The 14,460-nt window shown below is 64.1% G+C and carries 15 protein-coding genes; 11 read left to right on the forward strand and 4 right to left on the reverse strand.

What is annotated here, in order from left to right; translation table 11 throughout:
* Positions 1-136 precede the first annotated feature (136 nt).
* From ACPPVR_RS28980 to ACPPVR_RS28995, 4 genes are read left to right on the forward strand one after another with little or no spacing between them, the layout of a single operon-like run.
* Positions 137-1,630: an AMP-binding protein gene (locus tag ACPPVR_RS28980; protein WP_426609974.1), complete on the forward strand. Its 1,494-nt coding sequence runs from the start codon at positions 137-139 to the stop codon at positions 1,628-1,630.
* Positions 1,627-2,268 (forward strand): TetR/AcrR family transcriptional regulator, encoded by a 642-nt coding sequence (locus ACPPVR_RS28985; RefSeq protein WP_426609975.1) that lies wholly within the window; start codon positions 1,627-1,629, stop codon positions 2,266-2,268. The genes ACPPVR_RS28980 and ACPPVR_RS28985 overlap by 4 nt, the downstream gene beginning before the upstream one ends.
* Positions 2,265-4,175, forward strand: coding sequence for a flavin-containing monooxygenase (locus ACPPVR_RS28990; RefSeq protein ID WP_426609976.1), 1,911 nt, complete (start codon positions 2,265-2,267; stop codon positions 4,173-4,175). Before ACPPVR_RS28985 ends, ACPPVR_RS28990 begins: the two co-directional genes overlap by 4 nt.
* An 18-nt stretch (positions 4,176-4,193) precedes the next feature.
* Positions 4,194-4,829, forward strand: a complete 636-nt coding sequence (locus ACPPVR_RS28995; protein WP_426609977.1) for a 2-hydroxychromene-2-carboxylate isomerase — start codon at positions 4,194-4,196, stop codon at positions 4,827-4,829.
* 3 nt (positions 4,830-4,832) lie between these two features.
* Here the strand turns inward: ACPPVR_RS28995 and ald are convergent, their stop codons facing one another.
* Complete coding sequence (ald, locus tag ACPPVR_RS29000) at positions 4,833-5,948, reverse strand: alanine dehydrogenase (protein WP_426609978.1); 1,116 nt, start codon at positions 5,946-5,948, stop codon at positions 4,833-4,835.
* Positions 5,949-6,089: 141 nt separating this feature from the next.
* Between ald and ACPPVR_RS29005 the strand changes: the two genes are divergently transcribed.
* The 3 genes from ACPPVR_RS29005 to ACPPVR_RS29015 all read left to right on the forward strand — a co-directional run bounded on the left by ACPPVR_RS29005 (position 6,090) and on the right by ACPPVR_RS29015 (position 9,617).
* Positions 6,090-6,569 (forward strand): Lrp/AsnC family transcriptional regulator, encoded by a 480-nt coding sequence (locus ACPPVR_RS29005; protein WP_426609979.1) that lies wholly within the window; start codon positions 6,090-6,092, stop codon positions 6,567-6,569.
* A 105-nt stretch (positions 6,570-6,674) separates the two neighbouring features.
* On the forward strand, positions 6,675-9,032 hold the full coding sequence (locus ACPPVR_RS29010) for an Orn/Lys/Arg decarboxylase N-terminal domain-containing protein (protein ID WP_426609980.1): 2,358 nt from the start codon (positions 6,675-6,677) through the stop codon (positions 9,030-9,032).
* 6 nt (positions 9,033-9,038) lie between these two features.
* Positions 9,039-9,617, forward strand: a complete 579-nt coding sequence (locus ACPPVR_RS29015; RefSeq protein WP_426609981.1) for an N-acetyltransferase family protein — start codon at positions 9,039-9,041, stop codon at positions 9,615-9,617.
* A gap of 3 nt (positions 9,618-9,620) precedes the next feature.
* Here ACPPVR_RS29015 and ACPPVR_RS29020 read toward each other — a convergent pair whose 3' ends face one another.
* Positions 9,621-9,833 carry a hypothetical protein gene (locus ACPPVR_RS29020; RefSeq protein WP_426609982.1) on the reverse strand — a complete coding sequence of 71 codons (213 nt, stop codon included), beginning with the start codon at positions 9,831-9,833 and terminating at the stop codon, positions 9,621-9,623.
* A 165-nt stretch (positions 9,834-9,998) separates the two neighbouring features.
* Here ACPPVR_RS29020 and ACPPVR_RS29025 point away from each other — a divergent pair, with 165 nt between their 5' ends.
* Positions 9,999-10,940, forward strand: coding sequence for an ornithine cyclodeaminase family protein (locus ACPPVR_RS29025; protein WP_426609983.1), 942 nt, complete (start codon positions 9,999-10,001; stop codon positions 10,938-10,940).
* A 22-nt stretch (positions 10,941-10,962) separates the two neighbouring features.
* Here ACPPVR_RS29025 and ACPPVR_RS29030 read toward each other — a convergent pair whose 3' ends face one another.
* A complete protein-coding gene (locus tag ACPPVR_RS29030) occupies positions 10,963-11,403 on the reverse strand; it encodes a flagellar basal body rod protein FlgC (protein WP_426609984.1) in 441 nt (146 codons plus the stop codon).
* A gap of 116 nt (positions 11,404-11,519) precedes the next feature.
* Positions 11,520-12,569, reverse strand: coding sequence for a hydroxyacid dehydrogenase (locus ACPPVR_RS29035; protein WP_426609985.1), 1,050 nt, complete (start codon positions 12,567-12,569; stop codon positions 11,520-11,522).
* Positions 12,570-12,807: 238 nt separating this feature from the next.
* Between ACPPVR_RS29035 and ACPPVR_RS29040 the strand changes: the two genes are divergently transcribed.
* The 3 genes from ACPPVR_RS29040 (at position 12,808) to ACPPVR_RS29050 (ending at position 14,441) form a co-directional block, all read left to right on the forward strand.
* Positions 12,808-13,368, forward strand: a complete 561-nt coding sequence (locus ACPPVR_RS29040) for a thiamine pyrophosphate-binding protein (protein WP_426609986.1) — start codon at positions 12,808-12,810, stop codon at positions 13,366-13,368.
* A 21-nt stretch (positions 13,369-13,389) separates the two neighbouring features.
* Entirely contained in the window at positions 13,390-13,986 is a 597-nt protein-coding gene (locus tag ACPPVR_RS29045; RefSeq protein WP_426609987.1) for a thiamine pyrophosphate-dependent enzyme, read from the forward strand.
* 77 nt (positions 13,987-14,063) lie between these two features.
* Positions 14,064-14,441, forward strand: a complete 378-nt coding sequence (locus ACPPVR_RS29050; protein ID WP_426609988.1) for a VanZ family protein — start codon at positions 14,064-14,066, stop codon at positions 14,439-14,441.
* Positions 14,442-14,460 lie beyond the last annotated feature (19 nt).

Here is a 14,460-nt window from a genome sequence, read left to right on the forward strand (position 1 = left end):
CCTGCCGGAGATCGTCTCGTCTCCGTGCTCCCAACAATTTCAGAGGCAGGGGGGTGACGTCAAGCCAAAGATGAATTACGAGTCATAATTCATCGACGGAGCAAACGAGGCCGGCAGCCGGCCCAAAACCCGCAAAATGATCAATCTTTCGAGCTTCATCGGCTTTCATGCCCGGCGCGCGCCGGAGCGACCCGCGCTGAAATACCGCGGCGAGGAGATTTCCTACGCCGCCTTCGATGCGCGCATCCGAAAGGTCGCCGGCTGGCTCGCCGCGCAGGGCATCGGCGCCGGCGATGTCGTCGCCGTGCTGATGAAGAACAGCGCGGCCTTCCTGGAGCTCGTCTTTGCCACCAGCCATCTCGGCGCGGTGTTCTTGCCGATCAACTTTCGTCTTTCGCGCGACGAGGTCGGTTACATCGCCGGCAATGCCGGTGCGCGCCTGTTGATCGTCGACGAAGAATTGGCTGCGAATGCCGCGGGCGCGAGAGTTGTCGTGCTCGACGAGACCGCGCAGCAGAGCGTCACGTGGCTTGCCGGCGATGCGCCGTCGGCGCCGATGCACGTCTGCGCCCCATCCGACCTGATGCGGCTGATGTACACGTCGGGCACGACCGACCGCCCCAAGGGCGTGATGCTCACCTACGATAATTTTTACTGGAAGTCCGCCGATCAAACGATCGCGCTGGGTTTGAGTGCAGACACCCGCCTTCTCATCGTCGGCCCGCTCTATCACGTCGGCGCACTCGACCTGCCCGGCATCGCCGTGCTCTGGCACGGCGGCTTCATCTCGATCCAGCGCAATTTCGAGCCGGAGACCGCGCTTGCGGCAATAACAGAGGACAAACTCAACGCAGCCTGGTTCGCGCCTGTCATGACCACCGCGATGCTCACCTGCCCCACGCGCGATCGCTACGACGTCTCCAGCCTCAAATGGGCGATCGGGGGCGGCGAGAAGACGCCGGAGCTGCGCATCCGCGCGTTCTCGGAATACTTCCGTAATGCTCGCTACATCGACGCCTATGGCCTCACCGAGACCGTGGGCGGCGACACTTTTATGGAAGCCGGCCGCGAGATCGAGAAGATCGGCTCGACCGGCCGCGCCATCGCCCATGTTGAAATCGAGATCCGCGACGAGGACGGCAGGACGCTGCCGCCGAACGTCAACGGAGAAATCTGCCTGCGCGGCCCGAAGATCACGCGGGGCTACTGGAAGGATCCGGACAAGACAGCGGCTGCCTTCTTCGGCGACTGGCTCCGCAGCGGCGACGTCGGCTATCTCGACGACGAGGGCTTTCTTTATCTGACCGACCGCAAGAAGGACATGATCATCTCCGGCGGCGAGAACATCGCCTCCTCCGAAGTCGAACGCGCCATCTACGATTTGCCGGAGGTGCGCGAGGTCGCGGTGATCGGCCTGCACGATGCGCGCTGGGGCGAACGGCCGGTCGCCATCGTCGTGCTGGCCGAGGGCGCGAGCCTCGAACTCCCTGCCCTCACCGAACACTGCCGCGCGCGGCTTGCGAGCTTCAAAGTGCCGAAACAGCTCGTGATCCGCGACAGCCTGCCGCGCAATCCGAGCGGAAAGATCCTCAAGCGCGTGCTTCGCGCCGAGTTGGAGCCTTCTGAATGACGCAAGCGAACGCAAAAGTCACAAAACTCAATCGCGTCGAGCGCAACGCCTGGACCAAGCAGAAGATTTTTGAGGCCGCCACCAAGGTCGTCGGCAAGCATGGCTATGCCGAAGCCTCCGTTGCCCGCATCACCGAGGAAGCCGGCGTCGCGCAAGGCACGTTCTACAACCATTTCGAGAACCGTCAGGAGTTGCTCGACCAGCTCCTGCCAAAAATCGGCCTGGACATGGTCGAGTTCATCCGCACCCGCACCGGCACGGCAGATGCGGCGCGGCAGGAGATCGAGCGCTTCTCCGCCTTCTTCGACTTCATCCGCGAGGTGCCTGAATTCCTGCGCATCCTCAACGAGGCCGAATTCTTTGCGCCGATCGGCTACCAGAAGCATCTCGACAACATTTCGACCGCCTATGTCCGCATCCTGCGCCGCGCCCGGCTTGCCGGCGACATCTACGACTACAGCGACGAGGAGTTCGAGGCGATCGTCCACATGCTGATGGGCTCGCGTGGCTATCTCAGCCGCCGCTACTCCTACTCGGCCAACGGCGTCACCGCCGTGCCCGACCACGTCATCTCCGCCTATCGCAAGCTGATGACGCGCGGCCTCTTCAGTGCATCCGGAGATCAGGAAACGCCATGAACATCGAATCTCCACGCAAACCGCTCGACCTCGCCTCGGCGATCGCCGAAGGCGACATCCGCTGCCTCCTGATGGTGCTGGTGCACATGACCGGCGACGAACGCTGGCTCGAGCCGCCCTATCTGCCGAAGCGCGACATCCGCCTCATCCCCGATCCCGAGGCCGGGGTCCCGAAGGAGGTCCAGGACGAAATCCGCGCCGCTGTGGTCAAGCTCTTTGCCGATGGCTCGCCCAAGCCCGTTATCACCGACCCCGGCGAAGAGCTGCTCCTGAAGATGATGCGCGCCTGCCTCGGCGAGAACGTCACGCCGGAATATGCGCCGCTGATGCGCGAGGAGATGGGCTTTGTGGCGCGCGAGCCGCGCTGGTCCGAACGCCCGGCCGATGCAAAGCTCGCAGACCAGCACGTCCTGATCGTCGGTGCCGGCGTCTGCGCCATCGCGCTCGGCGTGGCGCTCGGCCATCTCGGCATCCCCTACACCATTGTCGAGAAGAACGACGAACTCGGCGGCACCTGGTGGATCAATCGCTATCCCGGCTGCGGCGTCGATACGCCGAACCACTCCTATTCCTACTCGTTCGGCTCGCACAATGAATGGACGCGCTATTTCTGCCAGCGCGAGGAGCTGCTCGGCTATCTCAAGAAGGTCGCGGGCGAATACGGCATCCGCAAGCATCTGCGCGTCAACACCGAGCTGACATCATCGCGTTGGGACGAAGGCAAGCGGCGTTGGATATCGACGCTGAAGACCAAGCGCGGCGAGGAGATCTTCGAATCGACGGCGCTGGTCTCCGCCATCGGCCAGCTCAACGATCCGTCCCGCGCGCACTTCAAGGGTGAGGAGGACTTCAAGGGAACGATCCTGCATTCGGCGCTGTGGTCCGACGACATCAATCTTGAAGGCAAGCATGTCGCCGTGATCGGCACGGGCGCGACGTCGATGCAGCTCGTTCCGACGATCGCCGGCCGCGTTGCGTCCGTGACCGTCTATCAGCGCAGCGCGCAATGGGCGCGGCCGGTGAAGGGCTATGCCGATCCGATCAGCGAGGGCGCGCGCTGGCTGCTCGCGCACCTGCCGTTCTATGTGCAGTGGTACCGCTTCAACATGTTCTGGCGCTATGGCGACGGCCTTTTGCCGTTCTTGCGCAAGGACCCCGCCTGGCCGCATCCGGAGCGCGCCGTCAACAGGGGTAACGACCGGCATCGCCAGGAATTGACCGATTTCATTTTGACCGAGTTGGAAGATCGCCCCGATCTGATTTCGAAATGCGTGCCGACCTATCCGCCTTACGGCAAGCGCATCCTGCTCGACAACAACTGGTTCAAGACGCTGACGCGGGACAACGTTGAGCTCGTCACCGATGCGATCGACCATTTTGACCCGGACGGCATCGTCACCGCGGATGGCGAGCACCGTCCCGCCGACATCATCGTTGTCGCAACCGGCTTCAAGGTCACGGAGATGGCGGCGCGCCTCAACATCAGCGGTCGCGACGGCAAGAATTTGCGTGAGGCCTGGGGCAACGACAACCCGACCGCTTTCCTCGGCCTCACCGTGCCCGACTTTCCAAACTTCTTCTGCATGCTCGGCCCGAACTCCGGCCCGGCGCATGGCGGCAGTGTCATCTTCCAGTCGGAATGCCAGAGCCGCTACATCTCCGCCTGTCTGGTCGACATGATCGAGCACGACGTCGCGGCCATCGACGTCCGCCAGGACGTGCTCGACGACTATGTGCGCAAGGTCGATACCGAGCATGAGGGCATGATCTGGACCCATCCGGGCATGAGCACCTACTACCGCAATTCGAGCGGTCGGGTGTTTTCGGCGATGCCGTGGCGGTTCGTGGACTACTGGCGCATGACGCATGACCCGGATTTGCGGCAGTACAGGCTGACGAAGGCATAGATTGGAGAGAGCTCGCCCATGCCCAAGCCCCGCGTCCGCATCTACACCGACTACAAGAGCCCCTACGCGTTCGTTGCCAACAAGCGGCTGTTCGAACTCGAGGAGACACACGGCGTCGAGCTGGAATGGCTGCCCTATACGCTCCGCGTTGCCGAATTCATGGGAACGGTGGAGGAGCGCACACCGCATTTCTGGCGCAAGGTGCGCTACGCCTATATGGACGCGCGGCGCTATGCCAATGCGCAAGGCCTCGTCATGAAGGGCCCGCGACGGATCTACGATGCCTTCTATTCCAGCGTCGGCATGCTGTTCGCGCAGGCGCACGGTTTCTTCCGCCCCTACCACGACACGGTGTTCCGCCGCTTCTGGAGCCATGAGCTCGAGATCGATGATCTGGCTGACATCACCGGCGTCATCACCGCGTGCGGCGGGTCGGCCAGCCAATTCGAAGCCTACGTCCACGGCCCTGCCCGCGCCGAGCACGACCGCATCATCGACGAGGCCGAAGCGCTCGGCGTGTTCGGCGTGCCGACGATGGTGTTCAACGGCGAGCTGTTCTGGGGCGGCGACCGCATCGACGTGCTGATAGAGCGCATCGAAAAGCCCGAGACGATCGAGGCCGCGCTCGGCAGCCGCCACCGCAAGCCGACGTAGTCTCTACGCCGCGAGTCCGCCCTCCGCCGGTGCGAATTCCAGCCCGAGGCTTTCCGCCACCGCCTTGTTGGTGATGCGGCCGCGATGGACGTTAAGCCCGTTGCGCAAGTGCGGATTTTCCAGCACCGCGGCAAAACCCTTGCTCGCAAGCATCAGGCCGAACGGCAGCGTCGCGTTGTTCAGCGCCTGGCTCGACGTCACCGGCACTGCGCCGGGCATATTGGCGACGCAATAATGCACGACCCCGTCAACCTCATAGGTCGGATCGGTATGCGTGGTCGCGTGCGAAGTCTCGAAGCAACCGCCCTGGTCGATCGCGACGTCGACCAGCACGGCGCCCGGCCGCATCGATTTGAGCATCGCCCGCGTGACGAGCTTTGGCGCGCTCGCGCCCGGCACCAGCACCGCGCCGATCACGACGTCGGCGGCAAACACCTCCTCCTCGACCGCCTCGATGGTCGAGAAACGGGTCCGCACCCGCCCGAGGAAGACATCATCCAACTCGCGAAGACGAGGAATCGAGCGGTCGATCACCGTGACCTCCGCGCCGAGGCCCGCGGCCATGCGCGCGGCCTGTGTTCCCACCACACCGCCGCCGAGCACGACGACCCGCGCGGGCTGCACGCCGGGGACGCCGCCCAGCAGCAACCCGCGACCGCCGGCCGAACGCCTGAGCGCGGCGCCGGCGGCCTCGATGGCGAGGCGGCCGGCGACTTCGCTCATCGGCGCGAGCAGGGGGAGGTGACCGGTCGCGTCGGTGACGGTTTCATAGGCGATCGCGGTACAGCCGGAGGCGAGCAGGCCCTTGGCCTGTTCCGGATCCGGCGCAAGATGGAGATAAGTAAACAGGATCTGGTTTTCGCGGAGCTGGGCCCATTCGCTTGCTTGCGGCTCCTTCACCTTCACGATCATCTCGGACTTCGCAAAAATGTCCCGGGCGCTCTCGGCGATGACTGCCCCTACCCGCCGATAGACCTCGTCGGAGGCACCTATGCCGCTGCCGGCGCCAGTCTCGACCGTCACCTGGTGCCCCGCCGCGACATATTCACGGACCGCACCGGGGGTGAGCCCGACGCGATATTCCTGCACCTTGATCTCCTTGGGCACACCGACGCGCATCCTGGGCTCCTTCCAACGGCTTGATTCACCTCGCTATCGTAGCGACGTGGCCAGTTTGGTTTCGTGCAAATATCCGCTAGCTTCGACCTCCCCGCGCCGGTTTCCGGCGCGCAAACGCCCTTTCACGCTGGAAACGAAACCTTGGCCCTCGACCGTAAAGATCTCGCCATCCTCGCGGAACTCACCACCAATGCGCGGGCCAGCCACACCGAGCTCGCCACCAAAGTCGGCCTTTCGAGCACGGCGTTGGCGCGGCGGCAGAAGGCGCTGGAGGACGACGGCTATATCCAGGCCTACCAGGCCGCGCTTGATCTGGCGCAGTTCGGCCTCACCACGACGGTGCTGGTCCGCATCGCGCTGGAGAGCCAGAGCGACGAAGCGCTGAAGGCGTTCGAGGCCGAGGTGGTGAAGTGCCCTTCCGTCGTGCGCTGCTTCCTGATGTCGGGCACCGACGACTACATCCTGATCGTGCTCGCCCGCGACATCCAGGATTTCGAGCGCATCCACCGCACCGAGCTGTCACGCCTACCGCGCGTCGCACGGGTGCAATCGAGCTTCGCGCTGCGCGAAGTGGTCAACCGCGCGGTGCCGACCGTGGTGTTCGGCGAGGCGAAGCGGTAGCGGTTCCCTCGCCCGCGAGCGCGACGAAGGCCACCCCGCGCCTTTGTCATCCAATTGTCATGGAATGTGTCGAGACCTGTTGGCCTCGCTCATTCGGGACCTGACATGGACTATTTCAAGCGCTTCAACTTCCTGTTCGCCGCACCTGTGTTCGACGTCGACGACCTCGAAGGCGTCCGCTTCAACCAGATCATCGAGGAGATCCAGCGCTCCGGCTTCGAGGTGGTCCGGGCCCGCAAGCTGGAGGACGCCGAGATGGCGGTGCAGACCGATGCCGCGATCGGCTGCATGGTGGTGGACTGGGGCAAGAAGGGCCTGGAGGGCAAGACCTCGGCGCTGATCAATCTGATGCGGCGCCGCGGCCTCGACTTCCCGATCATCCTCCTGATCCGGCGCAAGCGGTTCGAGGACCTGCCGGTCGAAGTGCTCGACTTCATCGACGGCTACGTCTTCCTGTCCGAGGAGACGCCGACCTTCATCGCCAAGAATCTAATCAGCCGGCTGAAGCAATATGCCGAGACGCTGAAGACGCCGTTCTTCGGCGCGCTGGTCGACTATGCCGAGGAAGGCAACCAGCTCTGGACCTGCCCGGGCCACAATGGCGGCGTGTTCTACAACCGCAGCCCGATCGGCCGGGTCTTCGTCGAGCATCTCGGCGAATCCGTATTCCGCGACGACCTCGACAATTCCGTGCTCGATCTCGGCGACCTCCTCACCCATGAGGGCCCGGCGCTGAAGGCGCAGAAGGAAGCCGCGCAAATCTTCGGGGCGGAAAAGACCTATTTCGTACTCAACGGCACCTCGACCTCGAACAAGGTCGCGCTCGGCGCGCTCGTCACCGACGGCGACCTCGTGTTGTTCGACCGCAACAACCACAAGGCCGCCCATCATGGCGCGCTGATGATCAATGGCGGCATCCCGGTCTACGTGCCGACCATCCGCAACGCCTGGGGCCTGATCGGCCCGATGCGCTGGGACGCGCTGGACGAGAAGGCCTTGCGCGAGGCGATCCGCAATCACCCGCTGGTCACCGACAAGGATGCCTGGCGCAAGGAGCGGCCGTTCCGCGTCGCCGTAGTCGAGCAGTGCACCTATGACGGTACGATCCACAATGCCGAGATGATCCTGAAGCGCATCGGCCATCTCTGCGAGTACATCCTGTTCGACGAGGCCTGGGCCGGCTTCATGAAATTCCACCCGCTCTATACCGGCCGCTTCGCGATGGGGCTGGCGAATCTTCCGCCCGAAGCGCCCGGCATTATCGCGACGCAGTCTACCCACAAGCAGCTCGCGAGTTTCTCGCAGGCGTCCCAAATCCATATCAAGGACCGCCATATCCGCGGCCAGAAGCGGCGCGTCGAGCACCGCCGCTTCAACGAAAGTTTTATGCAGCACGCCGCGACATCTCCCTTCTATCCACTCTTCGCGTCGCTGGATGTCGGCGCACAAATGATGAAGGGCCGCTCCGGCGAAGTGCTGTGGGACGACACGATCCGGCTCGGCATCGAGCTGCGCAAGAAGATCCGCGCGATGCGCCGCGAGTTCGAGGACAAGGAGCAGAACGCGGACCGCCGCTGGTTCTTCGAACCGTTCGTGCCCGATCGCGTCGCCATTCCCGACGTCAGCCGGCCCGGCGCCGCGCATAACGTTGCCTGGGAAACGCTCTCCACCGACGAGCTTGCCACCAATCCCGCGCTCTGGCAGCTCTCGCCCGACACCAACTGGCATGGCTTTCCCGGCGTCACGGAAGGCTTTGCCATGACCGATCCGAACAAGCTGACGCTGCTGACACCGGGTTTCGATCGCTCCACCGGCGCCTATGCCGAGCATGGCATTCCCGCGCCGGTCGTCGCGCAATATCTGCGCGAAAACCGCATCGTCCCCGAGAAGAACGACCTCAACTCCCTGCTCTTCCTGCTCACCCCCGGCGTCGAGGCCAGCAAGGCCGGGACGCTGATCTCCGGCCTCGTCGCGTTCAAGAGGCTGCACGACGACAATGCGCTGCTGGCCGACGCGATTCCCGAATTCTATCAGCGGCGGCAGGCACGCTATGCCGGCGTGCGGCTGCGCGATCTCTGCGGCGAGATGCACCGCTTCTTCCGCGCCGCCGACGTCAGCGCGCTCCAGGCGCGGCAGTTCATGCCCGAGCACATGCCGGAGATCGCGATGTCGCCCCGCGACGCCGCGCGCTTCCTGTTCCGCAACGACGTCGACTATCTGCCGATCGAGGCGATCGCGGGCCGCATCGCCACCACGCCCTTCGTCGTCTATCCGCCAGGCATCGCCACCATCGTGCCCGGCGAGCGGCTGACGGAGCGTGCCAAGCCCATGGTCGATTATCTCAAGATGTTCGAGGCCTGCTTCAATACGTTCCCGGGTTTCGACGTCGAAATCCAGGGCGTTTACAAAGAGGTCGATGCGACGGGCCGCATCGGGCTCTATACTTACGTCGTTACCGAGTAGGCGCGGATGAACGAAACAGCGATTGCACGCGTAGATGACGAGCCGGTCCTGGTCCGGCCCTCGCGCGAGAGCGACATCGAGGCGATGCTGGCGATCTACCGCCATCACGTCCGCAATGGCGTACCGCGCGACGTCGAGGGAACCGGTGCGCCGGAGCCGGACGACCTACGCGACCGGCGCAAGAACCTGAAGCAAACCCGCCTGCCGCACCTGGTCGCGACCTATCGCGGCGAAGTCGTCGGCTATGCCTATGCGGTGCTGTTCCGCAAGCGGCCGGCCTATCGCTACACGGCCAAGCATTCGATCTACGTGCATCACGAGCATCTCGGCCGCGGCGTCGGACGGCTGCTGCTCCAGGAATTGATCGATGCTTGTGCGGCCGCTGGCTTCCGCCAGATGATCGGCTATATCGATGCCGACAATGCCCCCTCGCTGGCGCTGCACGAGAAGTTCGGTTTCGTGCGCGTCGGTCTGTTGTGCGGCGTCGCCTACCGCCACGGCGGCTGGTCCGACACCGTCATGGTGCAGCGTTCACTCGGCGCCGGCGCGACCGCGCCACCGCCAATCACCGCGCCCGGACGCTAGACGTCACGACGGAAAGTCAGCCGGTCTGACCTGGATGCGGTCGGCATGTAGCGACCAGTGATGCAACGCCTGGTCTCTGCAAAACCTCGCCTTCGCCCGCTCCCTGGCTTCGTCCTCGTCGGCGGCGTCGATCTCGATCGCGCCCTGGCAAACCTCGATCTCCCGGCCGTACTGGCCGAGCACGTCCTTCATGAACCTGACGACATAAGTTGACATGGGACCTCCCTCCTGCTGCCCCGGCGGCAATCTAGTCCCATTTTGCCCGAACCGGGGAAGGAGATTTTGACGCGGATCAAGACCGGGGAGTCTTGGCGGAAGATTCGTTGCGGAACCTGCCGCGCGGGTTTATGGGCAAATGCCGGTCGCCATGAGGATTTTGCCTTGCAGTTTGTCTCCGATACCGAAGTCACGAAAGTTCTGACGTTTCCGATCCTCATTGCGGCTCTGGAAGAGGCGCATTGCCGGCCGAAGATGGAAGTGCTGGACGCCTTTCTTGGAGACGAGAAAGGGCAATACGTCATCCGGAGCGCGGTCGACCCCGGCCGGTACATGGCGAGCAAGATGTTCACCAGCTTTCCGGCCAATCTGACGGAAGGGAGGATGCCGGCGGTGCAGGCCGTGTGCGTGTTGTTCGACGGCACCAACGGACGACCGCTGGCGGCAATGGACGGGACCGAGATCACGCATTGGCGCACGGCCGCCGATTCCGCGCTGGGCGCGAAACTGCTCGCCCCGCCCAATCCCGAGACGCTGCTTTGCGTCGGTGCCGGTGAGATGTCCGAATGGCTGATCCGGGGGCATCGCACCGTGCGGCCGTCGCTCGAGCGCGTGCTGATCTGGAATCGGAGCCCGGACCGCGCCGCAGATCTCGCGCAGCGTCTGGCAAAGGACGGCGTGAAAGCCGAGATGATGACGGATCTCGACGCGGCAACGCGAGAGGCTGACGTCATCACCACCTGCACCCGCGCCCATCAACCGCTGATCAAGGGCCGCAATCTGCGGCCGGGCACGCATCTGGACCTGGTCGGCGGCTATACGCCGCAAACACGCGAGGCTGACGACGAAGCGGCAAAGATGTCGCGCGTCTTCGTGGACCGGTGGGAATCCGCCTTTCACGGCGTCGGCGACATCCTGCAACCGATTGCGAGCGGCGCGATCAGCGAGACGGATGTCCTCGGCGATCTCTACGATCTCGCCAGTTGCCGCGTGCAGGGACGAACGTCACCGTCGGACATCACGTTCTTCAAGAACGCGGGCGGCGGCCATCTCGACCTCATGACTTGCGAGGCCGTGTTCAAGCAGCTCGGCACAAAGCTGGGGTAGACGCCCTACCCCGGCGTGGCCGTTAAGTTTTGATGTCGAGGAGTGCGTCTTGCGTCTCGGCGTAGGCCTGAATGACCTTCGCATTGGCAATGAAGCTGTACCTAGCGGTCGCCAGCTCAGCGAATTCGCTGGCGAGATCGACATTCGGCGCTGCGACCAGGCCGTCCTGGTTTGCGAAGGGAGCGCTCGGGTCGGATTGCGCGGTATAGCTCGGCGAAACCGTCGACACGGTCGCAACCGTACCGCCCGGCGTCGAGCCGCTCGATTGGGAGACCTGATCGACGCGCAGCGGCACATAGGCCGCGGGAAACGTCGGGGCAATGCCCGCACCGGCCGGTGCGCTCGATCCGCCTGACGCGGGCAGCGGGCCGGTCGTGCTGATGTTGGCGATGTTGCTCGCGGCCACGTTCACACGCAGGCTCGCTGCAGAAAGTCCGGATGTCGCAATCGAAAGTATGCTCATGCCCCTGATCTACAGGACAAGTCATACGCCTTCATTCACGCCATCGGTAAAATCCGCCGCTTTCTGTTTTCATCCGCGTAACCAACGGACGGAGCACGATCACACTTCGCGCGCCGCTACCCCGGTGTCACGCCAAAGGCCTGCTTGAAGCGCTCGGCATAGCGCAGCCAGACTTCGGGGTTGATGATACGCGGCGGGCGCTTGCCGTCGAGCGTCTCCAACACCTGCTCGGCGGCGATGCGGCCCATGTTCTGACGCGCCTCGATCGTTACGCCTGCGGTGTGCGGGCTCGCGAGCACGTTGTCGAACTGGAGCAACGGGTGCTCCGGCGGCGGCGGCTCCTTGGACCAGACGTCGAGGCCGGCGCCCGCGATGCGCTTGTCCCGTAGCGCCTGGAGCAAGGCGTCCTCGTCGTGAATGAAGCCTCGTGCCGTCGTGATGAAATAGGCGTGCGGCTGCATCAGCGCGAATTCGCGCACGCTGATCATGTTGCGGCTGCCCTTGTCGAGTGGACAGGAGATCGAGACGAAGTCGGCGCGGCGCAGCAGCTCGTCGAGCTCGACCTTTTCCCCATCCCGCTCGGCCATCACTTCGGCCGTCAGGTTCGGGTCATAGGCCAGCACCTTCATGCCGAACAGGCCCTTGCACAACGCGGCGATGCGGCGGCCGACATTGCCGAGCCCGATGATGCCGACCGTCTTGTGCTCGACCTCGTTTCCGACGAGCTCATTGCGGTTGACGTTGGACTCCCGGCGGAGCTTGCGATCGGACTGGATGATCCGCTTGGACAGCGTCAGCATCATCGCCAGCACGTGCTCGGCGACCGAATGCGCGTTGCCGCCGGATTGGTTGACCACCAGCACGCCTGCATTGGTGCAGGCCTCGACATCGACGGGGTCGAAACCCGCGCCATTGCTGGAAACGAGCAGCAGGTTCGGCGTCCGCCTCAGGAAGGCGGCATCGACATGGAAATGTGGTGCGAGCTCGTCTCGGGCGGCGCCAACTTGATAGACATGGGCCGCGCTCAGGATCGGCGCATAGAAATCCTCGGGACTGTCGTTCTCGATGCGATCGAGCCGGACGTCGGGCCGCGCCTTCAGGATGTCGATATAGATCGGATTGGCCAGGTATTTGACGTAGAAGACGCGCTTGCTGTTGACGGACATCAGGACCCTTCCGGCTCTCCCGAGGAGACCCGCAAGATCAGCGCAACGCGCGCCCCGTCCATGCGTCCCTCTCGTTTCTCGTTATCCCGCTTATGACATGGCGGTGCCGGCCGCGGCAGGCCGTCTGGCGCAGATCACGGTGCGGCCAGGACATGTTGACAATCTCGCCCGCTCCGTCAAGTTCGGCAGACCGCCGCGACGACCAAGAACAAGCATGCGCGGCCCAAGGGAGAACGCAATGGCGATTGCGGAGCAGCAGGCTCAGGCAACACAAGGGTCAGGCGAGAGAAGCTGGCATAGCATCGTCCTGCAAACCCTGAAGCGGAATGAGATCAGCCTGATCCCTTACGTGCCCGACCGCGTGCTGACGCCGCTGATCAAAAACCTGCATGCCGATCCCTTCTTCACCACCTTTGCCACCGCCCGCGAGGAAGAGGCCGTCGGCATCGTCTCCGGCGCCTGGATGGGCGGACGGCGCGGCGCGGTGCTGATGCAGACCTCGGGCTTTGCCACGCTCGCCAACACGCTCGCCTCGCTCGCGGTGCCCTACCAGATCCCGCTGATCATGTTCGTGTCCGAGCGCGGCACGCTCGGCGAGTTCAATTATGGCCAGTCGCTGGTCTGCCGCACCATGCGCCCGGTGCTGGATTCGCTGGCACTGGAGCACCACACCATCACCCGGCTCGACGAGCTCGAATTCATCGCCGATCGCTCGATCAAGCAGGCCGTCACCACGCAGGCGCCGGTGGCGTTGATCCTCAACCCGCTGCTCACGGGCGGCAAGACTTTCGACAAGTGAGCCCGGCCAATGAACTCAAAAATGAACACGCGCAACACCAAGGTGATGAACCGGTTCGATGTGACTTCGCGCCTGATCGCAAAGCTCAAGCACGAGGAAGCCGTGATCGGCGGCATCGGTAACACCAATTTCGACCTTTGGGCCGCTGGCCACCGCCCGCAGAATTTCTACATGCTTGGCAGCATGGGCCTCGCTTTCCCGATCGCGCTCGGGGTAGCGCTGGCGCAGCCTGACCGCCGCGTATTTGCGCTCGAAGGCGACGGCTCGCTGCTGATGCAGCTCGGTTCGCTCTCGACCATCGCAACCCTGAAGCCGAAGAACCTCATCATGATCGTGATGGACAACGGCATCTACCAGATTACTGGCGCGCAGCCGACGCCTGCCGCTGGTATCGCCGACATCGTCGCCATCGCCACTGGCTCCGGCCTTGCCAACAGTGCCTGGGCCGCTGACGAGGAGGACTTTGAGCGCCTGGTCGAGGAAGCAATGTCCGCCTCCGGGCCGAGCCTGATAGCCGTCCGCATCGACGACAAGCCGGGCGTCGGCGCCACCCGCCGCGATCCCGTGCAGATCCGGGAGCGCTTCATGCACGGCCTCGGCGTGCGCGAGCCACTTTAACATTTCGTCATTAACTACACGGCGATCTGATCGGGGCTATGCGACAGCCCATTGCAAATCCGTGCTATCCGCACCGGATGTCCATTCTCGTTCGACCGATTGCCTGGCTGCTCGCAGCCGCCGTCACGTTTGCAACCCTCGGACCGCCGAGCCTGCGTCCCCATTCCGATCTGGGCCAGGACGGCGAACATGCGCTGGCCTTCATTCTGGTCGGGTTGGCCTTCGGCCTCGCCTACCGGCAGCGCCGCCTCCTCGTCGCGGCCATCGCGGTGGTCCTGATCGGCCTGCTCGAATTGGTGCAATTCTGGGCGCCCGGACGGCATGCGCGGCTGGAGGATTTCGTGGTTGATGCCGCCACCGCCTGCGCCGGCTTTGCGCTCGCGGCCGCCGCCGATTGGGTTTTGACGCGCCTTCGCGCAAGCCCGGCCATCACAAGCGAAGGCCCCGCGGAGTAAAACTCCGCAGGGCCTCGTC

It is taken from the genome of Bradyrhizobium sp. McL0616, from assembly GCF_049993385.1.
GTDB lineage: Bacteria > Pseudomonadota > Alphaproteobacteria > Rhizobiales > Xanthobacteraceae > Bradyrhizobium.